The 25429-nt window shown below is 61.2% G+C and carries 24 protein-coding genes and 1 rRNA gene (1 of these 25 only partly in view); 9 read left to right on the forward strand and 16 right to left on the reverse strand.

Annotated features, from left to right (window positions below; all coding sequences use genetic code 11):
- The 7 genes from AC515T_RS24460 to AC515T_RS24490 all read right to left on the reverse strand — a co-directional run.
- A 16S ribosomal RNA gene (locus tag AC515T_RS24460) occupies positions 1-739 on the reverse strand (it extends 798 nt beyond the left edge of the window).
- Between the two features lie 543 nt (positions 740-1282).
- Positions 1283-1903 (reverse strand): protein-methionine-sulfoxide reductase heme-binding subunit MsrQ, encoded by a 621-nt coding sequence (msrQ, locus tag AC515T_RS24465; protein ID WP_496530339.1) that lies wholly within the window; start codon positions 1901-1903, stop codon positions 1283-1285.
- Entirely contained in the window at positions 1903-2916 is a 1014-nt protein-coding gene (gene msrP, locus AC515T_RS24470) for a protein-methionine-sulfoxide reductase catalytic subunit MsrP (RefSeq protein ID WP_496530340.1), read from the reverse strand. The genes msrQ and msrP overlap by 1 nt, the downstream gene beginning before the upstream one ends.
- Positions 2917-2991: 75 nt before the next feature.
- Positions 2992-3837 (reverse strand): CDP-diacylglycerol--serine O-phosphatidyltransferase, encoded by an 846-nt coding sequence (gene pssA, locus AC515T_RS24475; protein WP_123344904.1) that lies wholly within the window; start codon positions 3835-3837, stop codon positions 2992-2994.
- Positions 3838-3982: 145 nt separating this feature from the next.
- Positions 3983-4999, reverse strand: coding sequence for a ketol-acid reductoisomerase (ilvC, locus tag AC515T_RS24480; RefSeq protein ID WP_003185459.1), 1017 nt, complete (start codon positions 4997-4999; stop codon positions 3983-3985).
- A 45-nt stretch (positions 5000-5044) separates the two neighbouring features.
- Positions 5045-5536 carry an acetolactate synthase small subunit gene (ilvN, locus tag AC515T_RS24485; RefSeq protein ID WP_003176102.1) on the reverse strand — a complete coding sequence of 164 codons (492 nt, stop codon included), beginning with the start codon at positions 5534-5536 and terminating at the stop codon, positions 5045-5047.
- A 2-nt stretch (positions 5537-5538) separates the two neighbouring features.
- A complete protein-coding gene (locus AC515T_RS24490; protein WP_496530341.1) occupies positions 5539-7263 on the reverse strand; it encodes an acetolactate synthase 3 large subunit in 1725 nt (574 codons plus the stop codon).
- A 401-nt stretch (positions 7264-7664) separates the two neighbouring features.
- Here AC515T_RS24490 and AC515T_RS24495 point away from each other — a divergent pair, with 401 nt between their 5' ends.
- Positions 7665-8087 (forward strand): DUF4124 domain-containing protein, encoded by a 423-nt coding sequence (locus tag AC515T_RS24495; protein ID WP_496530342.1) that lies wholly within the window; start codon positions 7665-7667, stop codon positions 8085-8087.
- Between the two features lie 6 nt (positions 8088-8093).
- Here the strand turns inward: AC515T_RS24495 and AC515T_RS24500 are convergent, their stop codons facing one another.
- Genes AC515T_RS24500 through mrcB form a run of 3 tightly spaced genes read right to left on the reverse strand, consistent with a single transcriptional unit; the run spans position 8094 to position 11477 of the window.
- Positions 8094-8423, reverse strand: a complete 330-nt coding sequence (locus AC515T_RS24500) for a YqcC family protein (protein WP_496530343.1) — start codon at positions 8421-8423, stop codon at positions 8094-8096.
- Positions 8423-9142, reverse strand: a complete 720-nt coding sequence (locus AC515T_RS24505) for a tetratricopeptide repeat protein (protein ID WP_496530344.1) — start codon at positions 9140-9142, stop codon at positions 8423-8425. Before AC515T_RS24505 ends, AC515T_RS24500 begins: the two co-directional genes overlap by 1 nt.
- A 16-nt stretch (positions 9143-9158) precedes the next feature.
- Positions 9159-11477 carry a penicillin-binding protein 1B gene (gene mrcB, locus AC515T_RS24510; RefSeq protein ID WP_496530345.1) on the reverse strand — a complete coding sequence of 773 codons (2319 nt, stop codon included), beginning with the start codon at positions 11475-11477 and terminating at the stop codon, positions 9159-9161.
- 119 nt (positions 11478-11596) lie between these two features.
- On the opposite strand from mrcB, the gene AC515T_RS24515 reads away from it, so the two are divergent.
- From AC515T_RS24515 to AC515T_RS24525, 3 genes are all read left to right on the forward strand, one after another.
- A complete protein-coding gene (locus AC515T_RS24515; RefSeq protein WP_496530346.1) occupies positions 11597-13153 on the forward strand; it encodes a bifunctional aminoglycoside phosphotransferase/ATP-binding protein in 1557 nt (518 codons plus the stop codon).
- Positions 13154-13244: 91 nt separating this feature from the next.
- The gene (locus AC515T_RS24520; RefSeq protein ID WP_496530347.1) at positions 13245-13586 is read left to right on the forward strand and encodes a pentapeptide repeat-containing protein; all 342 of its coding nucleotides are present in this window, start codon (positions 13245-13247) and stop codon (positions 13584-13586) included.
- A 235-nt stretch (positions 13587-13821) separates the two neighbouring features.
- Complete coding sequence (locus tag AC515T_RS24525; protein ID WP_496530348.1) at positions 13822-14094, forward strand: TfoX/Sxy family protein; 273 nt, start codon at positions 13822-13824, stop codon at positions 14092-14094.
- A gap of 222 nt (positions 14095-14316) precedes the next feature.
- Here the strand turns inward: AC515T_RS24525 and AC515T_RS24530 are convergent, their stop codons facing one another.
- Genes AC515T_RS24530 through AC515T_RS24545 form a run of 4 tightly spaced genes read right to left on the reverse strand, consistent with a single transcriptional unit; the run spans position 14317 to position 17867 of the window.
- On the reverse strand, positions 14317-15165 hold the full coding sequence (locus AC515T_RS24530) for a ChaN family lipoprotein (protein ID WP_496530349.1): 849 nt from the start codon (positions 15163-15165) through the stop codon (positions 14317-14319).
- 22 nt (positions 15166-15187) lie between these two features.
- Positions 15188-15955, reverse strand: a complete 768-nt coding sequence (locus AC515T_RS24535; RefSeq protein WP_496530350.1) for a heme ABC transporter ATP-binding protein — start codon at positions 15953-15955, stop codon at positions 15188-15190.
- On the reverse strand, positions 15955-16938 hold the full coding sequence (locus tag AC515T_RS24540) for a FecCD family ABC transporter permease (RefSeq protein WP_496533190.1): 984 nt from the start codon (positions 16936-16938) through the stop codon (positions 15955-15957). The genes AC515T_RS24535 and AC515T_RS24540 overlap by 1 nt, the downstream gene beginning before the upstream one ends.
- A gap of 50 nt (positions 16939-16988) precedes the next feature.
- Positions 16989-17867, reverse strand: a complete 879-nt coding sequence (locus AC515T_RS24545; protein WP_496530351.1) for a heme/hemin ABC transporter substrate-binding protein — start codon at positions 17865-17867, stop codon at positions 16989-16991.
- Positions 17868-18123: 256 nt separating this feature from the next.
- Between AC515T_RS24545 and AC515T_RS24550 the strand changes: the two genes are divergently transcribed.
- Positions 18124-18441 (forward strand): Rieske (2Fe-2S) protein, encoded by a 318-nt coding sequence (locus AC515T_RS24550; protein WP_496530352.1) that lies wholly within the window; start codon positions 18124-18126, stop codon positions 18439-18441.
- On the opposite strand, the gene sfsA is transcribed toward AC515T_RS24550, so the two are convergent.
- Together sfsA and AC515T_RS24560 are read right to left on the reverse strand one after the other, a co-directional pair.
- On the reverse strand, positions 18397-19143 hold the full coding sequence (gene sfsA / locus AC515T_RS24555) for a DNA/RNA nuclease SfsA (protein ID WP_496530353.1): 747 nt from the start codon (positions 19141-19143) through the stop codon (positions 18397-18399). The two genes, AC515T_RS24550 and sfsA, sit on opposite strands and share 45 nt — an antisense overlap.
- Positions 19143-20315, reverse strand: a complete 1173-nt coding sequence (locus AC515T_RS24560; protein WP_496530354.1) for a pyridoxal phosphate-dependent aminotransferase — start codon at positions 20313-20315, stop codon at positions 19143-19145. Before AC515T_RS24560 ends, sfsA begins: the two co-directional genes overlap by 1 nt.
- A 337-nt stretch (positions 20316-20652) precedes the next feature.
- Here AC515T_RS24560 and dksA point away from each other — a divergent pair, with 337 nt between their 5' ends.
- From dksA to AC515T_RS24580, 4 genes are all read left to right on the forward strand, one after another.
- Complete coding sequence (dksA, locus tag AC515T_RS24565; RefSeq protein WP_003205639.1) at positions 20653-21096, forward strand: RNA polymerase-binding protein DksA; 444 nt, start codon at positions 20653-20655, stop codon at positions 21094-21096.
- Positions 21097-21328: 232 nt separating this feature from the next.
- Positions 21329-22219, forward strand: coding sequence for a tRNA glutamyl-Q(34) synthetase GluQRS (gluQRS, locus tag AC515T_RS24570; protein WP_496530355.1), 891 nt, complete (start codon positions 21329-21331; stop codon positions 22217-22219).
- Between the two features lie 77 nt (positions 22220-22296).
- Positions 22297-22473, forward strand: coding sequence for a hypothetical protein (locus AC515T_RS24575; RefSeq protein ID WP_003176118.1), 177 nt, complete (start codon positions 22297-22299; stop codon positions 22471-22473).
- Positions 22457-25411: a sensor histidine kinase gene (locus AC515T_RS24580; RefSeq protein ID WP_170866875.1), complete on the forward strand. Its 2955-nt coding sequence runs from the start codon at positions 22457-22459 to the stop codon at positions 25409-25411. The genes AC515T_RS24575 and AC515T_RS24580 overlap by 17 nt, the downstream gene beginning before the upstream one ends.
- The last annotated feature ends 18 nt before the right edge of the window (positions 25412-25429 follow it).

Here is a 25429-nt window from a genome sequence, read left to right on the forward strand (position 1 = left end):
AGTCCAGGTGGTCGCCTTCGCCACTGGTGTTCCTTCCTATATCTACGCATTTCACCGCTACACAGGAAATTCCACCACCCTCTACCATACTCTAGCTCGACAGTTTTGAATGCAGTTCCCAGGTTGAGCCCGGGGCTTTCACATCCAACTTAACGAACCACCTACGCGCGCTTTACGCCCAGTAATTCCGATTAACGCTTGCACCCTCTGTATTACCGCGGCTGCTGGCACAGAGTTAGCCGGTGCTTATTCTGTCGGTAACGTCAAAACACTAACGTATTAGGTTAATGCCCTTCCTCCCAACTTAAAGTGCTTTACAATCCGAAGACCTTCTTCACACACGCGGCATGGCTGGATCAGGCTTTCGCCCATTGTCCAATATTCCCCACTGCTGCCTCCCGTAGGAGTCTGGACCGTGTCTCAGTTCCAGTGTGACTGATCATCCTCTCAGACCAGTTACGGATCGTCGCCTTGGTGAGCCATTACCTCACCAACTAGCTAATCCGACCTAGGCTCATCTGATAGCGCAAGGCCCGAAGGTCCCCTGCTTTCTCCCGTAGGACGTATGCGGTATTAGCGTCCGTTTCCGAGCGTTATCCCCCACTACCAGGCAGATTCCTAGGCATTACTCACCCGTCCGCCGCTCTCAAGAGGTGCAAGCACCTCTCTACCGCTCGACTTGCATGTGTTAGGCCTGCCGCCAGCGTTCAATCTGAGCCATGATCAAACTCTTCAGTTCAAACATCTTTGGGTTTTGAGAAAACCCTAAACTTGGCTCAGCAATCGTTGGTTACATCTTTGATTTCTCGCGGAGTAACTTGTGATGCTGATAATCTGTTGACTAGCAGTCTGACTCCACAAGCACCCACACGAATTGCTTGATTCAGTTGTTAAAGAGCGGTTGGCTGAGTCTTTCGTCTCAACCGAGGCGCGCATTCTACAGCGCCCCGTGTATCTGTCAAGCGGTTATTTTCAGAAGTTTTCAAAGTTTCCTTATCAACTTCAACCACTTGCGCTTCCGATCTCTCGTTAGCGGGAGGCGAATTCTACAGCGTTAGTCGCTGCTGTCAACACCTCTTTTTCACCGCTTTCGACCGAGAAGATCGAACCGCCGATAGAGCCAAACAACACTGCGCTATCTGCTGCTTCCGGACCTCGATGAACTGAAGCCCTGCACCGCCGAAACCCACTCAACTCGTTGAATCTCAAGGAGTTTTCCGTTTCGACTGCGCCGGAAGTGGGGCGAATTATAGACGTCCAGAATCTGCCGTCAACCCCCTAATTACGCTTTTGTTGCAGAAGGCACTTTCCTGCCCAGCAAACGCGGGATTCGACGCATAACCGGCGGGACTCTCAGCATCAACAGTACGGCCCCAATAAAGGCATATATCGACCACTCCTTCAGATCTGCCCTCACGATCCACAGCATATGCAGCAATCCAAGCCCCAGGATCAGATACACCAGGCGATGCAACTTCTTCCAGCGCACGCCAAGTCGCCGCTGGCTGTAACGATTGGATGTGACTGCCAGCGCCAGCAAGCCGAGAAACCCAAGCGCCCCTACAATAATGTAAGGCCGCTTGCTCAATTCGACGCCCAACTGCGACCAATCGAATCCCAGTATGAACGCCGCATACCCGCTTAAATGCAGCACAACATAAGCAAAGCACCACAAACCCAACTGGCGCCTGACCGCAATCCACCCCGCCCACCCCGTCATTTTTTGCAACGGCGTCATGCTCAAGGTGATCAACAACAGGATCAGTGTCCCCAACCCGAGCCGATCCACCAGCACCTTGCCCGGGTCAGGACCCAACGAATTCATCAAGGCTTCGTAAAGCCAGAGCAACGGCCAGACTGCCGCGGCGATGAAGACGCTAATTCGCCAGACTGGAAAACGCATCAGTAGTCCTTCCTCAGGTCCATCCCTGCATATAAAGAAGCGACTTCATCCTGATAGCCGTTGAACATCAGCGTATCGCGCACATTGGGACTGAACAGCCCACTCGGCAAACGACGTTCACGTGCCTGGGTCCAGCGCGGGTGATCGACCGATGGATTGACGTTGGCATAGAAGCCGTATTCATCAGACGCGATGCTCTGCCACGTGGTTTTCGGCTGCTCGCTCACTAGGCTGATGCGCACGATGGACTTCACACTTTTGAACCCATACTTCCACGGGACCACCAACCGCAGCGGCGCGCCGTTCTGGTTTGGCAACTCCCGTCCATACATCCCAACCGCGAGGATGGCCAACGGGTTCATCGCCTCGTCCAGTCGCAAGCCTTCCACATATGGCCAGTCGATCAAGGCGAAACCGGAACGCTGCCCCGGCATGACCTTGGGGTCCTGCAAGGTTTCGAAGCGGATGTACTTGGCCTTGGAGGTCGGCTCGACCTGCTTGAGCAATGCAGAGATGGGGAAGCCAATCCATGGAATGACCATTGACCAGGCCTCGACACAGCGCAGCCGATAAATCCGCTCTTCCAGTTGATAAGGCTTCATGAAGTCTTCCAACCCATAGCGCCCCGGTTTCCCCACCTCCCCGTCCACCACCACGCTCCAGGGTTCGGTCTTCAAGGAGCCGGCATTGGCCGCCGGGTCCCCCTTGTCGGTCCCGAACTCATAGAAGTTGTTGTAATGGGTCGCGTCCTTGAACGGCGTGATGGACTCATTCTTGACCGTGACCGCCTCCCATTGGACGGAAGGCAATTTCTCGGTAAACCAGGACGGCGCCTTGCCTGGTTCGACCTCGGCATAACGCGCCGCATCGGCAGCGCTGGCCCATCGCGGCAAGCTGCTGACGGCGAGGCCCGCCATGGTTGCTCCGAGCATTTGACGACGGGATAGATAGAGGGATTCGGGCGTGACGTCCGATTCACGGCAGTCGGACGACTTGGGGATCTTGATCAGCATGACAACTCCGCAGTATTGGAGGGCAGATGCACCAATAGACTGCGGAGTATGGGGGAAATTACATTAAGGCAACGTTTAGCGTCGGCGAAGACGCAACAAGTATTGCACCGGGCCGGAAGCGGCATAGGCGAGGAATACCAGCAGCAGGATACGCGGCGGATCACTGAACACCACCGCGAATACCAGCACCACCGCCAGAATCGCAACGAACGGCACACGGCCCTTCAGATCCAGCTCCTTGAAGCTGTTGTACTTGATGTTGCTGACCATCAGCATCCCGGCCGCGGCAACCAGCAGCGCTACCAGGAACGACATTTTTGAACCCTGGATGCCGTAGTCGCTGAATGCCCAGACAACACCGGCCACGACCCCCGCCGCGGCTGGACTGGCCAGACCGATGAAGTAACGTTTGTCAGCCTTGCCGACCTGGGTGTTGAAACGAGCCAGGCGCAACGCCGCACCCGCCACATAGATAAAGGCAACCATCCAGCCGACCTTGCCCATGTCCCCCAGCGCCCAGCCGAACGCCAGCAAGGCGGGAGCCACGCCAAAAGCGACCATGTCGGACAGCGAATCGTACTCGGCGCCGAACGCGCTCTGGGTATTGGTCATACGGGCGACGCGCCCGTCCAGGCCATCGAGCACCATGGCGACGAAGATCGCAATGGCGGCGAAGGCGAAGTAACGGCTCGCCCCTGCGCTATCGCCGGCGCTCAAGGCAGCCTGGGCGCTCATGGAGCTGATGATGGAATAGAAACCGGCGAACAGGTTCGCGGTGGTGAACAGATTCGGCAGCAGATAGATGCCACGATGCCGGACCTTACGGCCTTCAGCGTCATGGCCTTCTTCGACGTGCTCATCGATGGGCAACAGGCTTTCGGCGTCAGGAGCCTGGTTTGGCTCGTCGGGACGTTCGCTCATGGGCAATACCTTGCAACGGTGTGAAAAAATTCGACAGATGTCTGGGACGACGGTTCGGCCGCAAACGATGCAGCTTTATACCAGAAGCCGTCGCCCAAACGAAAAAACGCGGCCAAGGCCGCGTTTTTCGACTCAAGTTCGCGACTTAGTTCTTGGCTTTGTCGACGATCTTGTTGGCACCGATCCACGGCATCATCGAGCGCAGTTGCTCGCCGATGATTTCGATACCGTGGGCGGCGTTGTTGCGACGCTTGGCGGTCATCGAAGGATAGCCGGTGGCGCCTTCGCTGATGAACATCTTGGCGTACTCGCCGTCCTGAATACGTTTCAGGGCATTGCGCATGGCCTGGCGGGACTCGGCGTTGATGACTTCCGGACCGGTCACGTACTCGCCGTATTCGGCGTTGTTGGAGATCGAGTAGTTCATGTTGGCGATACCGCCTTCGTACATGAGGTCAACGATCAGCTTCAGTTCGTGCAGGCACTCGAAGTAGGCCATTTCTGGCGCGTAGCCCGCTTCAACCAGGGTTTCGAAACCAGCCTTGACCAGCTCGACGGTGCCGCCGCACAGAACGGCTTGCTCGCCGAACAGGTCGGTTTCGGTCTCGTCCTTGAAAGTGGTTTCGATGATGCCGGTACGACCGCCACCCACGCCAGCGGCGTAGGACAGGGCCACGTTCTTGGCGTTGCCCGACGCATCCTGGTAGATCGCGATCAGGTCAGGGATACCGCCGCCCTTCACGAACTCGGAACGCACGGTGTGACCCGGGGCCTTCGGCGCGATCATGATCACGTCGAGGTCGGCACGTGGCACGACCTGGTTGTAATGGATCGCGAAGCCGTGGGAGAAGGCCAGGGTGGCGCCTTTCTTGATGTTCGGTTCGATTTCGTTCTTGTACAGCGCCGATTGGAACTCGTCCGGGGTCAGGATCATGACCAGGTCGGCGGCGGCAACGGCAGAAGCCACGTCGGTCACTTTCAGGCCGTGGGCCTCGGCCTTGGCAACGGTGGCCGAGCCTTTACGCAGGCCGACAGTCACGTCAACGCCGGAATCTTTCAGGTTGCACGCCTGGGCGTGACCTTGGGAACCGTAGCCGATGATGGCGACTTTCTTGCCCTGGATGATCGACAGGTCGCAGTCTTTATCGTAGAAAACTTTCATGAATTTCCCCTATATCCGGCCATTCAGGCCATTCGCTAATTTGATTTAGATGCTCAGCACTTTGTCGCCACGGGCAATCCCGGTGACGCCACTGCGTACGGTTTCCAGAATCGAGGCAGTGCCGATCGATTGAATGAAGCTGTCGAGCTTGTCGCTGGTACCGGTCAACTGAACGGTATAGACGCTGGCGCTGACATCGACGATCTGCCCACGATAAATATCGGTAGTACGTTTGATCTCGGCGCGTTGGGCGCCGGTGGCCTTGACCTTGACCAGCATCAGTTCACGCTCGATGTGAGCGCTTTCCGACAGGTCCACCAGCTTGACCACCTCGATCAGCTTGTTCAGGTTCTTGGTGATCTGCTCGATGACTTCATCGTGCCCCACGGTGGTCAGCGTCAGACGCGACAGGGTCGGGTCTTCGGTTGGCGCCACGGTCAGGCTTTCGATGTTGTAGTTGCGCTGCGAGAACAGGCCTACAACACGAGACAGCGCACCCGGTTCGTTTTCCAGAAGCAAGGAAATAATGTGTCGCATGATTAGGTACGCTCCGTCTTGCTCAGCCACATATCGCGCATGGAGCCGTCTTTGATCTGCATCGGGTAGACGTGCTCGCTGGTGTCGACCGCAATATCGATCACCACCAGGCGATCCTTCATGGCGAACGCTTCCTCCATCTTGGACTTCAAATCCTTCGATTCGGTGATGCGCACACCAACGTGACCATAGGCCTCTGCCAGCTTGACGAAATCAGGCAGCGATTCCATGTACGAGTGCGAATGACGGCTGCCGTAGCTCATGTCCTGCCACTGGCGAACCATCCCCAACACACCGTTGTTCAGGATCACGATCTTCACCGGCAAACCGTATTGCAGGCAGGTGGACAGTTCCTGGATGTTCATCTGGATGCTGCCTTCGCCGGTAACGCAGGCGACATCGGCCTCCGGAAAGCTCAACTTGATGCCCATGGCCGCCGGGAAACCGAAGCCCATGGTGCCCAGGCCACCGGAGTTGATCCAGCGGTTGGGTTTGTCGAACTTGTAGTACTGCGCAGCGAACATCTGATGCTGGCCCACGTCGGAGGTCACAAAGGCATCGCCCTTGGTCACTTCGCACAGGGTTTCGATCACGGTCTGCGGCTTGATCACACTGCCGTCGCCCTTGTCATAAGGGAACAGGCCGCGATCGCCGCGCCATTCATCGACCTGCTTCCACCAACTGGCCACGGACTCCTTGTTCGGAACCTCGCCGATTTCCTTGAGAATGGCGACCATTTCGGTCAGCACGCTCTCGACCGGACCGACAATCGGCACGTCTGCCTTGATGGTCTTGGAGATGGACGCCGGGTCGATGTCGATGTGGATGATCTTGGCGTTCGGGCAGAACTTCGCCGCGCCGTTGATCACACGGTCGTCGAAACGCGCGCCGACCGCCAGGATCACATCGGCGTGGTGCATCGCCAGGTTGGCGGTGTAGCTGCCGTGCATGCCGAGCATACCGATGAACTGACGATCGGAGCCCGGGAACGCGCCCAGGCCCATCAGCGTATTGGTGACCGGCAGGTTGAGCATTTTCGCCAGCTCGGTCAGCGGCGCGGAGCCACCGCCGAGGATCACGCCGCCACCGGAGTACAACACAGGGCGCTTGGCCGCCAGCAGCATTTCGGCTGCCTTGCGGATCTGCCCGGAGTGACCACGGACCGCCGGGCTGTAGGAACGCAGCTTGGCTTTTTTCGGGAAGATGTATTCGAACTTCTCGGCCGGGTTGGTCATGTCTTTCGGAACATCGACCACGACCGGGCCCGGACGACCGGATTCAGCCAGGTAAAAGGCCTTCTTCATGACTTCCGGGATTTCCGACGCGTGCTTGATCATGAAGCTGTGCTTCACGATCGGCCGGGAGATACCGATCATGTCGGTTTCCTGGAACGCATCGGTGCCCACCATGGTGCTAGGCACCTGGCCGGAGATGATCACCATTGGGATGGAGTCCATGTACGCGGTGGCGATACCGGTGATGGCGTTCGTGGCGCCAGGACCGGAAGTCACCAGGACCACGCCGGCCTTGCCGGTAGCACGGGCATAACCATCAGCCATATGGGTGGCCGCCTGCTCGTGACGAACCAGGATGTGGGTCACTTCCGGTTCTTTGAACAGGGCATCGTAGACATGAAGAAGAGCACCACCGGGGTACCCGTAGATATACTTGACGCCTTCGTCACGCAAAAAGCGGACGAGCATCTCACCGCCAGATAAAAGCTCCACGTTGTTCACCTCTAAAACGCCAGAATACCGACCCACGAAAAGGGGACGGGTCTTAATAGGTTTACTTCTCGGCAGAGCATGAGCGACGGTGGTCGCCGACTACGTCAGCACTGACTGAGCAAGTATTGGGATCGTCCCAAGTGTTGCGGGCCTTTCCCACCCAGCGCGAGGTAACGCGTTGCGGGTGTAACAGGTCGGCGCGGATGTGCGCCTCATGATCTGCCGAGTGGGTCTGCTTCTGGCAGTCCCTCTACAGCGGACTTTGGATTCTTCTGTTTCGCCTCCTTCAAGTCAAGTCGTCTATGTGCTTTATTCGAAGTAAGCGCATGAGAACGCAAGAAAAAACCCTTAAACGGCAACTGTGTTAGCTTCAATTGCGCAACTCAAGACAAGGAAACAGCATGCGAATGATCTTCTTGACGGCCAGCCTGCTGGTTGGCCTGAGCCCGATATGCATGGCCGGTCAGGTCTACAAATGGGTGGACGCCCAGGGCGTGACCCATTTCGGCGCCCAGCCTCCCGAAGGCACAGAGGCCACGACCGTGATCAAGTCCGCCCCATCCGCCGCCAAACCGGCAGCACCGCCGTCTGGCGGGGTCATTGGCGACCAGAAGGCCATCGACCAACAGGTCAAAAAACAGGTTGCCGAACAGGAAGCGCAGCTCAAGGCCTTCTGCGAACAGGCCCGGACCAACCTGGCGCAATTGCAGAACAACCCCAGGGTGCGCGAAGACGTGGAGGGAGAAATGCGCCGCCTCACCGAAGAAGAGCGGCACCAGCGGATCGACGAGACCCGCAAACAAATCGAGGAGAACTGTCAGTAACGCCGGTCAGCCGACGTCGCTGATCAACCGATCGAATTGCGCCAGCAGCCGCTGCAACTCGGCGCCCTGCCCTGGCCGCTGGGCATAGACCATCTCGGCCATGGCAAGGATGCCCGAAGCGTTGGGCAGCGGCAGGTCGTTTTCCAGGATGGCTTTCATCCTGGGCAGGAAAATCCATTGCAGCCACTGCTCGAAATCCAGGGTGTCGACCGCGAACGGCTCGACGCTGGCCAACGCCTGCGCCGAAGGCGATACCTCGCTCCACCAGCCCTGGACCCGCAGCTCCCGCTCGATCAGCAGCAACTGATCGGCGATTTGAGGAAAACGCGTATCCATCAGAGCGAAACCTTGGCCTTCTGACGGGCCAACGCCGCGCCAGCGGAGTCGCCTTGTTTCTCACGGGCCTGTGCGATCAACTCCCACAGGCTGGCCTGAAGTGCCGGGCGACCACTGGATAATGTCAGGCCACGGCGGGCCAGTTGTTCGGCTTGCGGCGCATCACCCTGGGCCATGCGCACCTGGGCCAGGCGATAAAGCACCTGGGGTTCACGCGGCGCCACACGCTGGGCACGCTCCAAACTGGAGGACGCACCGTTGAGGTCACCGCCGGCCTGCTGCTGTTGCGCCGTGGTCAGCAAAGCCAGCACCGGGCCGTCCAGTTGTTCATCGGCGGACAAACCACCGGAACTTGCCGAAGGAATGCTGCTCGGCGTCGAAGGCATGCTGTAGCTGCCCTGATTGATCGGCGAGGTTTCGATAGGTCCTGGCGTGATCGGGCCCGGCGTGATCGGCGTGCTGCTGATCGGCGCCGAAGTCGTCGCGCCACCACCGGGCACCATCACCACGACGCCGGTGTCGCCCTGGGGGATTGCCTGGACCTGGCCCTGCGCCGGCCGTTTCACCGTCGTTTGACGGAAACCGCCGTTGGCCGAGACCCGTTCGCTGTTGGACACAGCAGTACCGGAGTCAACGACCGGAATCGAACCGCGTTGTACGGTAGAGCAACCACTGAGCAAAGCCACGGCCGTTACCGCTGGAATCAACCACTTGTTCACTTGAAACCCTCTTTGCTTAATTCATCCAGTCCTTGACCCAATCCATCACCGATTCGGCGGGATTCGTGCCGCCACAGGCTGCACCGGGTGGCGGTTCGCTGCCGCGAATATACGGCATCTGTACGGCGCCCGGGCAATTGGCGTCGGAACCTTGGCCGGTACGCGAATCGACCCAGGCCTGGACGATGTTGTCCGGTTGCGGCATGTCCAGCGGCAGCGGGTCGGCCTTGCGCATGAAACTGGTCCAGACCTGCAACGCGCCGGTGGCGCCGGTGAACGGGGTCTTGCCGTTGTCATCACGTCCGAGCCAGACCACCGCCAGCAGGTCCTGACTGAAACCGGCGAACCAGCTGTCGCGCGAGTCGTTACTGGTCCCGGTCTTGCCCGCCAGGGTCAGGGTCCGAGGCAACACGTTATAGACCGAACTGCCGGTGCCTTCACGCATGACCCGCTGCATCGCGCTCTGGATCAGATAAATGGAGGCCGGGTCGAAACGCTGCTGGATCTGGAACGGATAACGCTTGAGGGGCTCGCCATCGGCGGTCAGCACGCTGCGGATCCCGCGCATGGGCGTATTGAAACCGCCGTTGGCCAGGGTCTGGTACATCGCCGCCACTTCTATCGGCGTCAGCCCTCCAGCCCCCAGCAGCATCGACGGGAAGGCCGGGAATTCGCGGCTAACCCCCAGGCGCGCCAGGGTCTTGAGGACATTCGGCACGCCGACTTCCAGCCCAAGGCGAGCCGTCGACAGGTTGTAGGAATGCGCCAGCCCCTGGTAGAGGAACACCGTGCCGTGGGAACGACGATCATAGTTCTGCGGTTTCCAGACCTGGCCATCCGCGCCCTTGACCGAGAACGTCTCATCCGACAACCAACTGGTCAGCGTGTACTGGCTCGGTTTTTCCAACGCAGTGAGGTACACCGCCGGTTTGATCAGCGAGCCAATCGGACGCACCGCATCCAGGGCCCGGTTGAAGCCGGCGAAACTGGCCTGGCGGCTACCGATCATGGCCTGGACTTCGCCGGTTTCCGGGTTGGTCACCACCATGGCCGCTTCGACTTCGTCGGCGCCCTTGCGCCCGCCCAGCCGCTTGAAGGTGTCCTCGACCGAGGCTTCGGCCTTCATCTGCAGGATTGGGTCGAAACTGGTGAAGATGCGCAGGCCTTCTTCGGTCAAGTCCTCGTCGCGGTAGTCTTCTCGCAGTTGACGCTTGACCAGGTCCATGAAGCCGGGGAATGAACTGTCCGCCAGGCTGCCACGCTTGGTCACGCCCAACGGCATCTTTTTCGCCGCTTCGACTTGTTCGGCCGTCGCCACACCTTGTTGTTGCAGCAGGTCGAGCACCAGGTTGCGCCGTTCGAGGGCACGTTCCGGATTACGCCGCGGGTTGTAGGAAGACGGCCCCTTGACCATGCCCACCAGCAACGCCACCTGATGCAGCTTGAGCTCGGACAGCGGCTGGCTGAAGAAGAACTGGCTGGCAAGGCCGAAACCGTGCACCGCCCGTTGACCGTCCTGGCCGACGAACACCTCGTTGAGGTACGCCTCCAGAATCTCCTGCTTGTCGTAGTGCAGCTCCAGCAACAGCGCCATCATGGCTTCGGTGAGCTTGCGGGTCAGGCTGCGCTCGTTGGTCAGGTAAAAGTTCTTGACCAGCTGCTGGGTCAGGGTACTGCCGCCCTGGCGCATATGGCCCGAGGAGGTGTTGACCCAGATGGCCCGGGCAATCGACTTGGGCGAGACGCCGAAGTGATGGTAGAAGTCGCGGTCTTCGACGGCGATCAGCGTATCGAGCAGGAACGGCGGCACCTGGTCGATCTTGATCAGGATCCGGTCTTCGAGGTTCTTGGGGTACAGGCCACCAATGAGCAGTGGCTCAAGGCGCACCACCGACAGACTCGCGTTGTTGGCGCCGGTCAGCGCAGCCACATAGTCGCCGGAAAAACGCACCCGCACCGGTTGCGCCTGCTCCAGGCCTTCATAGAACTGGAAACCACGGGTGTTGAGGTCGATGGTATTGCCATTGACCGAAGCCGCACCCGGACCATTGGCCACGCTTTCACGGCGATAACCCAAGGCATCGAGTTCGGTCAGGAAGTCGTCCTTGCTCAGCTTTTGTCCGACGAACAGCTCCAACGGCCGGGCATAGACCTTGGCCGGAATGGTCCAGCGCTTGCCGGAGAACTTCTCCTGGACCACGGCATCGAGATAGACCGCAAAACCGGCGAGCACGACGAGGCCCACCAGGCTGAGTTTGAGGGCCCAGCCCAGCCAGGGCCGCAGGCGGCTGGCGGGTGGTTTCTTGGGGGTACGGGGGGATCGGGTACGAGTCATGGCGGCGGATTATACGCACTTTGCTTCGGTTCAACATGAGCCCGCCACGCGGTTTGCGTTAGCGCGGCTAGCGGCCATAATGACGGCCTTGAATTTTTCCAGTCTATGAAGGACCGCCCGTGAGCCAATCCCTGATCGCCGCCCTGCAAAACCCGGCCCTCTACCCGCATCCCGTCGAAGCGTTCCAGGTCATCGAAACCCATATTTCCTGGGTATTGCTCACCGGTCCATACGCTTACAAATTCAAAAAGCCGGTCAACTTCGGCTTCCTCGATTTCACCAACCTCGAGGCGCGCCAGCATTTCTGTGGCGAAGAGTTGCGCCTGAACCAGCGCCTGACCCAGGACCTGTACCTGGACGTGCTGCCGATTACCGGCAGCGCCGAAGCGCCACAACTGGGGGGCGATGGTCCGGCCATCGAATACGCCCTGAAGATGCGTCAGTTCCCACAAAGCCAATTGCTCAGCACACTGCAAGCCAACGGCGAACTGACCACCGCGCACATCGACGAGATGGCCGTCCAGATCGCCCAGTTCCACCTCTCCACGCCCCAGGTGCCCGCCGAAAACGCCGCCGGTACGCCGCAAAGCGTAATGGCGCCGGTGCTGCAGAACTTCGAACAGATCCGCCCGTTCCTCAACGACAAGGCCGACCTGCTACAACTCGAAGCGTTGCAAGCCTGGGCCGAAAGCAGTTTCGAACGCCTCAAGCCACTGCTCACCCAACGCAAGGCCGAAGGTTTCATCCGCGAATGCCACGGTGATATCCACCTGGGCAACGCCACCGTGATCGACGGCAAGGTGGTGATTTTCGACTGCATCGAATTCAACGAACCGTTCCGCTTCACCGACGTCTACGCCGACACCGGCTTCCTGGCGATGGACCTGGAGGACCGTGGCCTCAAGTCCCTGGCGCGGCGTTTCGTCAGCCAGTACCTGGAACTGACCGGCGACTACCAGGGCCTGGAACTGCTGAACTTCTATAAAGCCTACCGCGCCCTCGTCCGGGCCAAAGTCGCGCTGTTCAGCATGCCGGCCGAAGCCGATCCGGTGCAGCGCGCCACCACCCTGCGCCAATACCGCAATTACGCCAACCTGGCCGAAAGCTACAGCACCATTCCTTCGCCTTTCCTGGCCATCACCCACGGTGTTTCGGCCGTTGGCAAAAGCCATGTCGCGATGCGCCTGGTCGAAGCACTGGGCGCCATTCGCCTGCGTTCGGACGTGGAGCGCAAGCGCCTGTTCGGCCAGCAACAGGTCCCCAACGATCCACAAGCCGGCATCTATAGTAGCGACGCCAGCAGCGCCACCTACACCCGCCTGCATGAAGTCGCCGCGGCGATCCTGCGCGCCGGATTCCCGGTAGTGATCGATGCCACCTACCTCAAGCACGATCAGCGCGACGCTGCGGCAAAAGTCGCCGAGGCCACCGGCGCTCCGTTCCTGATCCTCGACTGCGACGCACCGCAAGCGGTCATCGAAAGCCGCCTGGCGCAGCGTCAGGCCGACCAGCAAGACCCCTCCGATGCGAATCTGGCAGTCATCGCCGCACAACAGTCCAGCCGCGAAGCCCTGACCCCGACGGAAATTCTCTGCAGCAAACAGGTCAAAACCAACGAAAGCGGCACGCTCGACATCGTGGTCGCGCAAATCCGTCAGCGCCTGCCAGGCCTGTAGATCACTATTTCGGCCGTGAAGCGACGCCCGGCTTCACGGCCGTCAAATAGTGGCACTATACTGGCGTCATAAAACCAACAGGTGATATGAAATGAGCCACCCCAAGATTCTCAACAGCCCGCTCTATGCCCTGCTGCGCAAAGATGACATTTCAGGCTTCAACAAGGAGCGCCCCCAAGGCACGGTCGACATGCGCGGCGGCGATTTTCGTGGCCTCGATCTGCGGGAGCTGAACGCGGACGACGTCGATTTCACCGATGCGTATTTCCGCGCTAGCGATTTACGCGGCATCGATTTTCGCAAGTCGTCACTGGAAGGCGCGAGCCTGGCCCATGCGCAGATATCCGGCGCCTACTTCCCGCCTGAGTTGTCTGCCGACGAGATCCTGATGTCGATGAATTTCGGTACGCGGCTGCGCTACCGCACACGCTGACACTGTCGCAACCCGGTAGGCCAATACGCGGCAGACCCCACCCCGGATCGAACTGAGCTCCAGCGCCCCCGCTCGCGCTGGACGATGCACCTTGCTGCGTCTTCCTACCCCATCGTGCGTAATGCATTAGAAGCTTTTGCGTCGAATCCCACCAAAGAATCACGCTTTTCCTACTGACCGCTACACTGCTCAGAAGCTTGCCCACCGCACCATTCGGCCGTCGCAAGGAGGCTCGATGAATGATGAACTGCAACACCTGAAGAATCTGGGCAAGACATCGGCCCAGTGGCTGCACGCCGTGGGTATCCACAGCGCTTCCGATCTACGCCGGCTCGGGGCGGTGGACGCCTATCGCGCGGTGCGCACACGCGGCTTCCGGGCATCCAAGGTGTTGCTGTACGCCATCGAGGGGGCATTGATGGATGTGCATTGGAATGAAATCCCCGCCGAACGCAAGGAAGCCCTGAATAAACAGCTGGACGCCATTTCTACGCGTCACAAGACCTGAAGCCCCTTTCGTTCCCAGCGCGAACCCTGGCCACGAGGTTATTTCGACGAATCGCAAAAACAATGTTTGACATGGTAATGAGAATCGCTATGATTACCACATCCGGTCGCGAGACTGGTCGATATTTGAACAGCCCTTGGTTCGGACTCTCAGATATCTCCTCATCAGGCTAATCACGGTTATTTGACCCGGCTCTTGCCGGGTCTTTTTTTGCCTGCGATATCACTGACCGAAGTGTTCGCGCATTTGCGCACAATAATCCTGGGGCGGCATGGCCGGGGTGTACCACACGTAGTCCGCCATGGCCGAGGTCACATCACTGCCCTCTTCAGCCAACATCAGGACGATCGGTGCCTCGCTGGCGCCAAGGTCCAACGCGTGCAGCGGCACCCCAACATCCTTTCGCCCATGCCAGGCGCCGGCGAACAACAACGCCGGGGTCGGCGCTTGCAGCAGGCGTTCGGCCATGCGCCGGTCACGCTGTTGCTGCACGGCCAGCATCGGTGGCATTTGCGACTCGGGCAGCAAACCACAGTGGGACTCACGGATCTGTCCCAACAACGCGTCTTTCACCGCATCGGCATTGGAGCGAGTTCCCATCAAGCTGGGCGCTTGCCGATAGAAACGCTGGACCTCGGCGGCGTCCAGATTGGCGGCCAGCAACGGATAGCGTTGCGCCAAGGCAAACTCGACGACGGGCCCATACAGGCTCCAATCCCAGCCAGGGGACCAGGCCAGCGCGTCGGGCAGGTCCTTTGGCAACGCGGGCAGCTGGCGGACCGAATCAACGCGTGGCTGTTGCGAGGGGGTGAGCATTTCCAGCAACAGGCTCCCTTGGGCCCGCTGCCCGGCCAAGGCCTGGAGTAGCCATCGCTGCAGCGCGTGGTGATCAGGATTGTCGTGCCGCTCCCCCACCACCACCCGAGGCGCCTTTGCCAGGCGTTCGACCAACGCCTGGGGCGTCATGGCCTGGCCGTCGTGCAAATCACGAATCCGTCCGCCGAGCGGGGGCGGTGCGATGCTCTGGCACGCCGTCAGTACACTCAATGCCAGAATCAGGAGCAGGCGCACGTCCGTATCCTCCAGGGCGCCCTCAGCGGGCAATGATCAATGGATGCCCGCGCTCCGGATGGTCTTGCACCAGCACGTCCAGGCCAAACACCGCCTTCAGCGGTTCCGGGCGCAGCACGTGCCGGGGCGTGTCCAGGGCCACCGGTCGACCGGACGCGAGCAGCAACAGGCGATCACAGTAACGCGCCGCCAGGTTCAGGTCATGCAGGATCACCAGCACGGCAGCGCCGCGACCGGCGAATTCACGCACCGCCTGGAGGATAGTGTGCTGGTGCAACGGATCGAGCATCGAGGTTGGCTCGTCCAATAGCAGGGTCTGCCCCGCTTCACCTGGCCACAACTGCGCCAACACCCGGGCCAGATGCACCCGCTGGCGTTCGCCGCCGGACAACGCTAGGTAACTGCGACCGTGCAGATGCGCGGCGTCTGCCGCTTGCAGCGCCGCGGCGACGATTTGCTCGTCGCGCAGTCGGCCACTCTGGTGCGGCAGGCGCCCCATGCCGACGACTTCCTCGACGCGAAAGGCAAAATCCAGGGTCGAGGACTGCGGCAAGACCGCCAGGCGACGGGCGCGCTCGGCACCGTGCCATCGGGCCAGTGGACGGTCTTCAAGCCAGACCTGCCCCTGGCTCGGGCGCAACTCGCCACACAGGGCCGCCAGCAAGGTACTTTTGCCCGCGCCGTTGGGCCCGAGCACACCGAGTACTTCGCCGGGTTTGAGCAGTAGATCGACGTCCGCCAACACAGTTTTGCGGCCACGCTGAATGTGCAGGTTCTGTGCTCGCAACATCAGGCGCGTCCTCGTACCAATAGATAGAGGAAGAACGGCGCGCCGATGAAGGCGGTGACGATGCCGATCGGCAATTCCGCCGGGGCCAGCGCCAAGCGTGCCACCAGATCGGCGAACAACAACAGGCTTGCCCCCGCCAGCACCGACGCGGGTAGCAACACACGGTGGTCGGGACCGGCCATCAGGCGCACCAGATGCGGCACTACCAGCCCGACGAAACCGATCATGCCCGCCGCCGCCACAGCCGCGCCAACCCCCAGGGCCGTACAAAACACCAACTCACGCTTGAGGGCTTCGACGTTGACACCCAAATGAGCCGCCTCGGACTCGCCCAGCAACAGCGCATTGAGTTCCCGGGCCCGGCGTGGCAACCAGAGCGCCACGCCGGCGCTGACCAGCAACAACGGCCACAGCCTCGCGTAGCTGGCGCCGTTGAGACTGCCCAGGTTCCAGAACGTCAGGGTGCGCAGGGTGGCGTCATCCGCCAGGTAAGTGAACAGGCCGACAGCGGAACCGGACAGCGCGGTCAAGGCAATGCCGGCCAGGAGCATGGTCGCGACATGGGTCTGGCCATTTTGGCGGCCGAGACGATAGACCAGCGCCGTCACGCCGAGCCCGCCAAGGAACGCACACAACGACAACACATAAGGGCCAAAGGCTTCGGGCAACCCACCCAGCGCCGAGCCAGCGACGATGGCGAATGCGGCCCCGAGTGCCGCGCCGCTGGACACGCCCACCAACCCCGGGTCTGCCAGCGGGTTACGGAACAGCCCCTGCATCGCCACACCGGATAACGCCAATACCCCGCCCACCGCCAAGCCCAACAGGGTGCGTGGCAAACGGATCTGGCCGAGGATCAGTTCGGCCTGCTCCAGGCCATCGGCGGTCACCGGCAAACCCAGCAGGCGTAAGGCGGCGCGCAAGGTGTCCAGCAGTGGCAGGCTCACCGGCCCCAGGGCCAGGGACAGCCAAGTCGCCAGCAAACACAGCAAGCCCAGGCCAGTGAACAAGGTGCGAGGCTTGACCAACGAAGTCATGGCGCCGTGGCCGACTCAGCCGGATAGAAGCCTGCCGTCAGTGTCACCAGGCTTTGCGGCAAACGCGGGCTCAGGCCACCCACCAACAGCGTCGGGTCGAGCTCCATGACGCGCCCGTCCCTGGCAGCCCGGGTCGAGGAAAGGATCGGATTTTCCCTGAACAGCGCCGCACGCGCTTCTTCGCCACTCAAGGCACGGTCGGCGAAGACCAGCACTTCAGGATTCAGGCTGGCGAGGGTTTCCACGGAAAAAGATTTATAGCCGCTGTGGGTCGCCAGGTTGTGGCCGCCGGCCTGCTGCAGCAACCAATCGGCGGCCGTGCCCAGGCCTGCGACCAGTGGCTTGCCGCCGGAACTGCCCACCAACAGCAATACGCCAGGCGCCTTTTGTTTGCGCTGGGCCTCGGTCACCCGGGCCCGTTGCTGGGTGAGCTGTTCCTGATAACGGTCGAACAGCCGTGTCGCCTCGGCCTCGGCCCCCAGCAATTGCCCCAGGTGCCGCAAATTGCCCTGCAGGGTCGGCAGGTCTGGTGTGGCCGAGAACAATTCGACTTTTACGCCTGCGTTGCGGATTTGCGCCAGCACGGGTGGCGGCCCCATTTCCTCGGTGCCCACCAGGATCTGCGGACGCAGGCTCAATACGCCCTCTGCGGAGAGTTGTCGCTGATAGCCAATGCTGGGCAGGGCCCGCAAGGATTCAGGATGCTGGCTGGTGGTGTCGACGCCCACCAGCTTCGACTCGCCCCCCAGTGCACTGACCCACTCCGACAAGGCGCCGCCGGCGCTGACCCAACGCTGCGGCAAGTCGGCCGCACTGGCCCCCTGGCTGAGCAACAGTGCGACACAGAGCGCAACAACGCGGATATTCAGGCGCATCGGGCAGCTTCCTCAAAGAAGTTTTTCGCAGGACTGGGCCGGGACAAGTATCCTCGGCCACCTGCGAAGGAGGCGCCATTTGATAATTGTTTTCATTTGACCGTCAAGCATCGATCTTTTGCCATATAAAGCCATGTGGGAGCGAGCTTGCTCGCGATAGCGGCCTGTCAGTCACTGAGATGTTGAATGTGCCGCCGTCATCGCGAGCAAGCTCGCTCCCACAGGGGTTTACACCGACAGACATATAGAGACACACATGAAGCTTCTTTGTACCGCCGCCGAACTGCCCGACAACGGCAGTCGCGGTTTCGACCTTGATGGGCGCAAGGTGCTGGCCGTGCGACGCGCCGGCCAGGTGTATGCCTATCTCAACCGCTGCCCGCACCGTGGCGTGCCGCTGGAATGGCAACCCGACCAGTTCCTCGACCCCAGCGCCAGCCTGATCCAGTGCGCCACTCACGGCGCACTGTTCCTGATCGAAAGCGGCGAATGCGTGGCCGGTCCCTGCGCCGGTCAGTTCCTGGCCGCGCTAGACAGCCGGGAGGACGAGCAAGGCATCTGGGTCGAGCTCTAGCAACACCGGCAACGCCCGGTCCACCCACATCTGCTCAGGCGTCAGCGTAACCCCATAGGCCAACACCTCCACACCCGCCGCCACCGCATCACGCAGGGCTGCGGCGTACACCGGGTCGATTTCCTGTGCCGGGCGCACGGCCTCGATACCACTCAGATTCACGCAATACAGCTGCACCGCCCGCACGCCTTCCCGGGCCAGGCAGGCGAGCTCCCTCAGATGCTTGGCTCCGCGCAGGGTCACCGCATCGGGAAATGCCGCCACGTTCGTACCATCGAAACCCAGCGTGACACTTTTGACTTCGACCCAGGCCGAGCCTCGCTCGTAGTCCAGGCGAAAATCGATACGGCTGTTTTCCACGCCATAAGCCACTTCACGCTTGAGCCCGGTAAACCCGTTCAGTTCGCTGATGACCCCGGCGCGCAAGGCTTCTTCGACCAAGGCGTTGGCCCGTGCGGTATTGATGCAGGCCAGCCGCCCTTGAGGGGTTTCGCCGATTTCCCACGTGCCGGGCAACTTGCGCTTGGGGTCGCTGGAGCGACTGAACCAGACGCGCGCGCCTTCAGCCATGCAATTGAGCATAGAGCCGGTGTTGGGGCAGTGAATAGTGAGGAGTTCGCCGTGAACGGTCTCGATATCAGCGAGAAAACGCTTGTAACGTCTAATCAGACGCCCCTCTTCCAGTGCAGGAGAAAAATGCATCAGCCTTGCCAGCTCCGCAGTCCACGTTCGATTCGCGCCACCGCTTCCTGTAACCGCGGCAAGCTCTGTGTGTAGGCGAACCGCACATGGTGGCTGGCCTGATGGCGTCCGAAATCCAGACCCGGCGTGAAGGCCACATGCTCGGTTTCCAAGAAGTGCTGGCAGAACGCAAAGGCATCGCCGCCGAAGGCGCTGATATCGGCATAGAGGTAAAACGCCCCTTGCGGCTCCACGGCGATACCGAAGCCCAATGCCCGCAAGGCCGGCAGCAGAAAGTCGCGGCGCAGCGCGAACTCGGCCCGCCGCTGCTCGAAGATTTCGATGGTGGCGGGCTCGAAACAGGCCAGGGCGGCGTACTGGGCCATGCTCGGCGCACTGATGTAGAGGTTCTGCGCCAGCTTTTCCAGCTCGCCGATGGCTGCCGACGGGGCCACCAGCCAGCCCAGCCGCCAGCCGGTCATGCCGAAATACTTGGAAAAACTATTGAGAACAAAGGCGTCGTCGTCGACTTCCAGCACGCTGGCAGCGTCGGTGCCGTAGGTCAGGCCGTGATAGATCTCGTCCACCACCAGATGGCCGTTGTGGCCCTTGATGGCCTTGGACAACCCCGCCAGCTCGTCCCGGGTGAGAATCGTCCCGGTCGGGTTGGCCGGCGAGGCCACCAACGCACCGACGCTGTCCTGGTCCCAATGGCGGTTCACCAGGTCCGGCGTCAATTGGTAGCGCACATCCGGCCCCACGGGCACCAATTGCGCCGCGCCTTCTACCAAACGCAGGAAATGACGGTTGCACGGATAGCCGGGGTCGGCCAACAGCCAGTGCTTGCCCGGGTCCACCAGCAAGGCGCTGGTCAGCAGCAACGCGCCGGAGCCGCCCGGCGTGATCATGATGCGGCGAGGATCGATGTCCACCCCGTAGCGCTGCCTATAGAAACCCGAGATGGCCTCGCGCAGCTCGGGAATGCCACGGGCCGCGGTGTAACGGGTCTTGCCCGCCGCCAGCGCGGCCTGGCCGGCCTGGATGATCGGCTCGGCGGTGGTGAAGTCCGGCTCGCCGATCTCCAGGTGGATGACGTCATGCCCGGCGGCTTGCAGTTCGTTGGCGCGGGCCAACAGCGCCATCACATGGAAAGGTTCGATGGCGCGGCTGCGCGCACTGTAGGGCTGAGCCATTGGCCTTCCTTCAGGGGAAAAGAACCGATTCTACCCAACTCGGGAACAACTGCGGGAACGCGCGCGAACCCAAAGCGGTCTGAGCCCTCGGATTGCAGGAAATGACTCCTGCGATTGGCCCAGGCTTGACTAGAATCAAGCATTGAGCAGGTTGACATCCCCACCGAAGCGAACCCGATCACGTTTTACAGGCCCCGGCCGCCGCAGGCTCGACAACCGGGAGTAGCGCGGCCCGATTTGATCTGGTAAGTTCGCCCGCTTGCAGCCGCAGGGCCGGCAGGTGTCGGTGATGGAGCAATCCTGCGTAGTGGATTACAAGAGTAGAGGCGGTCCATTCATGCCCACCCAAGCAAAGCAGAATCAAAATCAGTCGCTCAGCGGGTTTGAGCCTTACGTCCCGCAAGCTGGCGAAGAGTACATGGGCGCCCCCATGCGCGCGCACTTCACCAAGATCCTGAACAAGTGGAAACAGGACTTGATGCAGGAAGTCGACCGCACCGTGGATCACATGAAAGACGAAGCGGCCAACTTCCCCGACCCGGCCGACCGTGCCAGTCAGGAAGAAGAGTTCAGCCTCGAGCTGCGCGCCCGTGACCGTGAGCGCAAGCTCATCAAGAAAATCGACAAGACCCTGCAACTGATCGAAGACGAAGAATACGGTTGGTGCGAGTCCTGCGGCATCGAGATCGGCATTCGCCGCCTGGAAGCCCGACCGACCGCGGATCTGTGCATCGACTGCAAGACCCTGGCGGAAATCAAGGAAAAACAGGTCGGCAAGTAATCGCCGGAGCTGTTACCGAAACGGAGCGTTCATACGCTCCGTTTTTTGTTTCTGGCACCTTCGGTACACCCAATACCCTTGTGGGAGCGAGCTTGCTCGCGATGACGGCGGCATATTCAATACGGGTGCAAGCTGACCCACCGCTATCGCGAGCAAGCTCGCTCCCACAAGGGGATATGCTTCGACATCAAGACTTGTATGCCTACCGCCCGGACTCAGTAACATTCGCCCTATGACTGCCATCGCCCCCTACATCGGACGCTTCGCCCCTACCCCCAGTGGCCACCTGCATTTCGGCTCGCTGGTCGCCGCCCTGGCGTCGTACCTCGATGCCCGGGCGGTGGGCGGGCGCTGGTTGCTGCGCATGGAAGACCTCGACCCGCCTCGGGAAGAACCGGGCGCGCAAGCGGCGATTCTCAAGGCGCTGGAAAGCTACGGGTTCGAATGGGACGGCGAAATGGTCCGCCAGAGCGAGCGCCATGACGCCTATGACCAGGTCATCAACCGGCTGTTCAGCCAGGGCCTGGCCTATGCCTGCACCTGTTCGCGCAAGCAACTGGAGGCGTACCAGGGCATTTATCCAGGCCTGTGCCGCAATGCCGGGCACGGCACCGAGGACGCCGCCATCCGCCTGCGCGTCCCCGAGCTCGAGTACCACTTCACCGACCGGGTCCAGGGCGAGTTCCGCCAGCACCTGGGCCGCGAAGTCGGTGACTTCGTGATCCGCCGCCGCGACGGGCTCCATGCCTATCAATTGGCCGTGGTCCTGGACGACGCCTGGCAAGGGGTGACCGATATCGTGCGCGGCGCCGACCTGCTGGACTCCACGCCGCGCCAGCTCTACCTGCAGGAACTGCTCGGGTTGCCGCAACCGCGTTACCTGCACGTGCCGTTGATCACCCAACCCGACGGGCACAAGCTCGGCAAATCCTACCGCTCCCCGCCCCTGGCGGCCGACCAGGCCACGCCCCTGCTGCTGCGGGCGTTGCGCGCGCTGGGCCAGCAACCGGGCCTCGAACTGCTCGACGCCAGCCCACGGGAACTGCTGGCCTGGGGCATTCGCCACTGGGACGCGGGCAAGATCCCGCGCACACTGAGCCTGCCCGAAGCGCAAATACGTTGACGGCCCTTGCAGCTTGGCGCCCATCCGTTACCATCGCCGCACGTTTTCGGGCACGCGCATAAATTAGAGAGGCCGGGATGTATATCTATCGCTTGGTCCTGCTCCTGGTAGTGGGGATTTATCTGTTCTCCCCGGCCATCATGGATTGGTGGATCGATGCCACGGGTGCCTGGTATCGGCCGTATCTGCTCTGGCTGATCCTGATTGTCGTGACCTTCATCCTGCAGAGCCAAAAAGATGCCGATGAGCTTTAGCCTGACCCAGATGATCCTGATCAGCGCCGCCTACCTGGCGGTGCTGTTCGGCGTGGCCTGGATCAGCGAACGGGGCATGATCCCCCGGGCGATCATCCGTCACCCGCTGACCTACACCCTGTCGCTGGGTGTCTACGCCAGCGCGTGGGCGTTCTATGGCACGGTCGGACTGGCCTATCAGTATGGTTATGGTTTCCTCTCCAGTTACCTCGGTGTATCGGGCGCGTTCCTGCTGGCGCCGGTGTTGCTCTACCCGATCCTTAAAATCACCCGCACCTATCAACTGTCCTCCCTGGCCGACCTGTTCGCCTTTCGCTTTCGCAGCACCTGGGCCGGCGCCCTGACCACGATCTTCATGCTGGTCGGGGTGTTACCGTTGCTGGCCCTGCAAATGCAGGCCGTGGCCGACTCCATCAGCATCCTGACCCGCGAACCGGTGCAGCACCGGGTGGCGTTGAGTTTCTGTGTACTGATCATTCTGTTCACGATTTTCTTCGGTTCCCGGCACATCGCCACGCGGGAGAAACACGAAGGCCTGGTGTTCGCGATCGCCTTCGAGTCAGTGATCAAGCTGATCGCCATTGGCGGCGTCGGTCTCTATGCCTTGTACGGCGTGTTCGACGGCCCGCAACAGCTGGAAGTGTGGCTGCTGCAGAACCAGACCGCCCTCGCCGCCCTGCACACGCCTTTGCAGGAAGGCCCGTGGCGCACGCTGTTGCTGGTGTTCTTCGCCTCGGCCATCGTGATGCCGCACATGTATCACATGACTTTTACCGAGAACCTCAACCCGCGCTCGCTGGTGAGCGCCAGTTGGGGCCTGCCGCTGTTCCTGCTGCTGATGAGCCTGGCGGTGCCGCTGATCCTCTGGGCTGGCTTGAAGCTGGGGGCCAGCACCAACCCGGAATATTTCACCCTGGGCATCGGCATCGCCGCCAACAGCAAGGCCCTGGCGTTGCTGGCCTACGTTGGCGGCCTCTCGGCGGCCAGCGGCTTGATTATCGTCACCACGCTGGCCTTGTCGGGCATGGCCCTCAACCACCTGGTGCTGCCGCTCTACCAGCCACCGGCCGAAGGCAACATCTATCGCTGGCTGAAATGGACCCGAAGGGCGCTGATCGTCGCGATCATCATGGCCGGCTACGGTTTCTACCTGATGCTGGGCGACGGGCAGGACCTGGCCAACCTGGGCATCGTCGCCTTCGTCGCCACCTTGCAGTTCCTGCCCGGCGTGCTGTCGGTGCTGTATTGGCCGACCGCCAACCGCCGCGGCTTCATCGCCGGCCTGCTGGCGGGAATCCTGGTGTGGCTGGTGGCGATGCTGCTGCCGCTGATGGGTAACTTGCAGGGTTTCTATATTCCGCTGCTGAACATGATCTACGTGCTCGACGACACCAGTTGGCACATGGCGGCCATCGCGTCCCTGGCGGCGAACGTGCTGATGTTCACCCTGATCTCGCTGTTCACCAACGCCAGCAGCGAAGAGGCCAGTGCCGCCGAAGCCTGTGCGGTGGACAACGTCCGTCGTCCGCAGCGCCGCGAGCTGCACGCCGCCTCGCCCCAGGAGTTCGCCACACAACTGGCCAAGCCCCTCGGCGCCAAGGCTGCGCAAAAGGAAGTCGAACAGGCCCTGCGCGACCTTTACCTGCCCTTCGATGAACGCCGCCCGTATGCCTTGCGGCGCCTGCGGGACCGGATCGAGGCCAACCTGTCCGGCCTGATGGGCCCCAGCGTGGCCCAGGACATGGTCGAGACGTTCCTGCCCTACAAGGCCGGCGGCGAGAACTATGTCACCGAAGACATCCACTTCATCGAAAGCCGCCTTGAGGATTATCACTCGCGCCTCACGGGCCTGGCCGCCGAACTGGACGCCTTGCGCCGTTATCACCGCCAGACCCTGCAGGAACTGCCGATGGGCGTGTGTTCCCTGGCCAAGGACCAGGAAATCCTGATGTGGAACAAGGCCATGGAAGAACTGACCGGGATCGCCGCCCAGCGCGTGGTCGGCTCACGCCTGAGCACCCTGGGCGAGCCGTGGAAAGGCTTGCTGCAAGGCTTCATCGACCTGCCGGACGAGCACCTGCACAAACAACACCTGGCCCTCGACGGCCAGACCCGTTGGCTGAACCTGCATAAAGCGGCGATCGACGAGCCGTTGGCACCGGGCAACAGCGGCCTGGTGCTGCTGGTGGAAGACCTGACCGATACCCAGATGCTCGAAGACAAGCTGGTCCACTCCGAACGACTGGCAAGCATTGGCCGGCTGGCCGCCGGGGTGGCCCACGAAATCGGCAACCCGATCACCGGCATCGCCTGTCTGGCGCAGAACCTGCGCGAAGAACGCGAGGACGACGGCGAGCTGACGGAAATCAGCGGCCAGATCCTCGAACAGACCAAGCGCGTGTCGCGCATCGTCCAGTCGCTGATGAGCTTCGCCCATGCCGGCGGGCACCAGCACAATGACGAGCCCGTCTGCCTGGCCGAAGTGGCCCAGGATGCCATTGGTCTGCTGGCCCTCAACCGGCGCAATTTCGAGGTGCAATTCTTCAACCTGTGCGACCCGGACCATTGGGTCGATGGCGACCCCCAGCGGCTCGCCCAAGTGTTGATCAACCTGCTGTCCAACGCGCGGGACGCCTCACCGGCCGGCAGCGCAGTGCGGGTCAAGAGCGAAGCTTTCGAACACACGATCGACCTGATCGTCGAAGACGAAGGCAGCGGTATCCCACAGAACATCATGGACCGATTGTTCGAACCCTTCTTCACCACCAAGGATCCTGGCGAAGGCACCGGTCTGGGCCTCGCACTGGTCTATTCCATCGTTGAAGAGCATTATGGACAAATCACCATCGACAGCCCGGCCGATGTTCAGAGCCAACGCGGCACCCGTATCCGGGTGACCTTGCCGCGTCATGTCGAAGCGACGTCCGCTGTGAACTGAGACCGTCGAGAGAATCGA

It is taken from the genome of Pseudomonas sp. FSO-7 (assembly GCF_059579345.1).

What these genes read in the sequence shown, in the direction of transcription:
- msrQ (WP_496530339.1), bottom strand. Translation starts at nt 1,903, where the DNA reads ATGCGTTTTCCAGTCTGGCGAATTAGCGTCTTCATCGCCGCGGCAGTC.
- msrP (WP_496530340.1), bottom strand. Translation starts at nt 2,916, where the DNA reads ATGCTGATCAAGATCCCCAAGTCGTCCGACTGCCGTGAATCGGACGTC.
- pssA (WP_123344904.1), bottom strand. Translation starts at nt 3,837, where the DNA reads ATGAGCGAACGTCCCGACGAGCCAAACCAGGCTCCTGACGCCGAAAGC.
- ilvC (WP_003185459.1), bottom strand. Translation starts at nt 4,999, where the DNA reads ATGAAAGTTTTCTACGATAAAGACTGCGACCTGTCGATCATCCAGGGC.
- ilvN (WP_003176102.1), bottom strand. Translation starts at nt 5,536, where the DNA reads ATGCGACACATTATTTCCTTGCTTCTGGAAAACGAACCGGGTGCGCTG.
- AC515T_RS24495 (WP_496530342.1), top strand. Translation starts at nt 7,665, where the DNA reads ATGCGAATGATCTTCTTGACGGCCAGCCTGCTGGTTGGCCTGAGCCCG.
- AC515T_RS24500 (WP_496530343.1), bottom strand. Translation starts at nt 8,423, where the DNA reads ATGGATACGCGTTTTCCTCAAATCGCCGATCAGTTGCTGCTGATCGAG.
- mrcB (WP_496530345.1), bottom strand. Translation starts at nt 11,477, where the DNA reads ATGACTCGTACCCGATCCCCCCGTACCCCCAAGAAACCACCCGCCAGC.
- AC515T_RS24520 (WP_496530347.1), top strand. Translation starts at nt 13,245, where the DNA reads ATGAGCCACCCCAAGATTCTCAACAGCCCGCTCTATGCCCTGCTGCGC.
- AC515T_RS24525 (WP_496530348.1), top strand. Translation starts at nt 13,822, where the DNA reads ATGAATGATGAACTGCAACACCTGAAGAATCTGGGCAAGACATCGGCC.
- AC515T_RS24535 (WP_496530350.1), bottom strand. Translation starts at nt 15,955, where the DNA reads ATGTTGCGAGCACAGAACCTGCACATTCAGCGTGGCCGCAAAACTGTG.
- AC515T_RS24545 (WP_496530351.1), bottom strand. Translation starts at nt 17,867, where the DNA reads ATGCGCCTGAATATCCGCGTTGTTGCGCTCTGTGTCGCACTGTTGCTC.
- AC515T_RS24550 (WP_496530352.1), top strand. Translation starts at nt 18,124, where the DNA reads ATGAAGCTTCTTTGTACCGCCGCCGAACTGCCCGACAACGGCAGTCGC.
- sfsA (WP_496530353.1), bottom strand. Translation starts at nt 19,143, where the DNA reads ATGCATTTTTCTCCTGCACTGGAAGAGGGGCGTCTGATTAGACGTTAC.
- AC515T_RS24560 (WP_496530354.1), bottom strand. Translation starts at nt 20,315, where the DNA reads ATGGCTCAGCCCTACAGTGCGCGCAGCCGCGCCATCGAACCTTTCCAT.
- dksA (WP_003205639.1), top strand. Translation starts at nt 20,653, where the DNA reads ATGCCCACCCAAGCAAAGCAGAATCAAAATCAGTCGCTCAGCGGGTTT.
- gluQRS (WP_496530355.1), top strand. Translation starts at nt 21,329, where the DNA reads ATGACTGCCATCGCCCCCTACATCGGACGCTTCGCCCCTACCCCCAGT.
- AC515T_RS24575 (WP_003176118.1), top strand. Translation starts at nt 22,297, where the DNA reads ATGTATATCTATCGCTTGGTCCTGCTCCTGGTAGTGGGGATTTATCTG.
- AC515T_RS24580 (WP_170866875.1), top strand. Translation starts at nt 22,457, where the DNA reads ATGCCGATGAGCTTTAGCCTGACCCAGATGATCCTGATCAGCGCCGCC.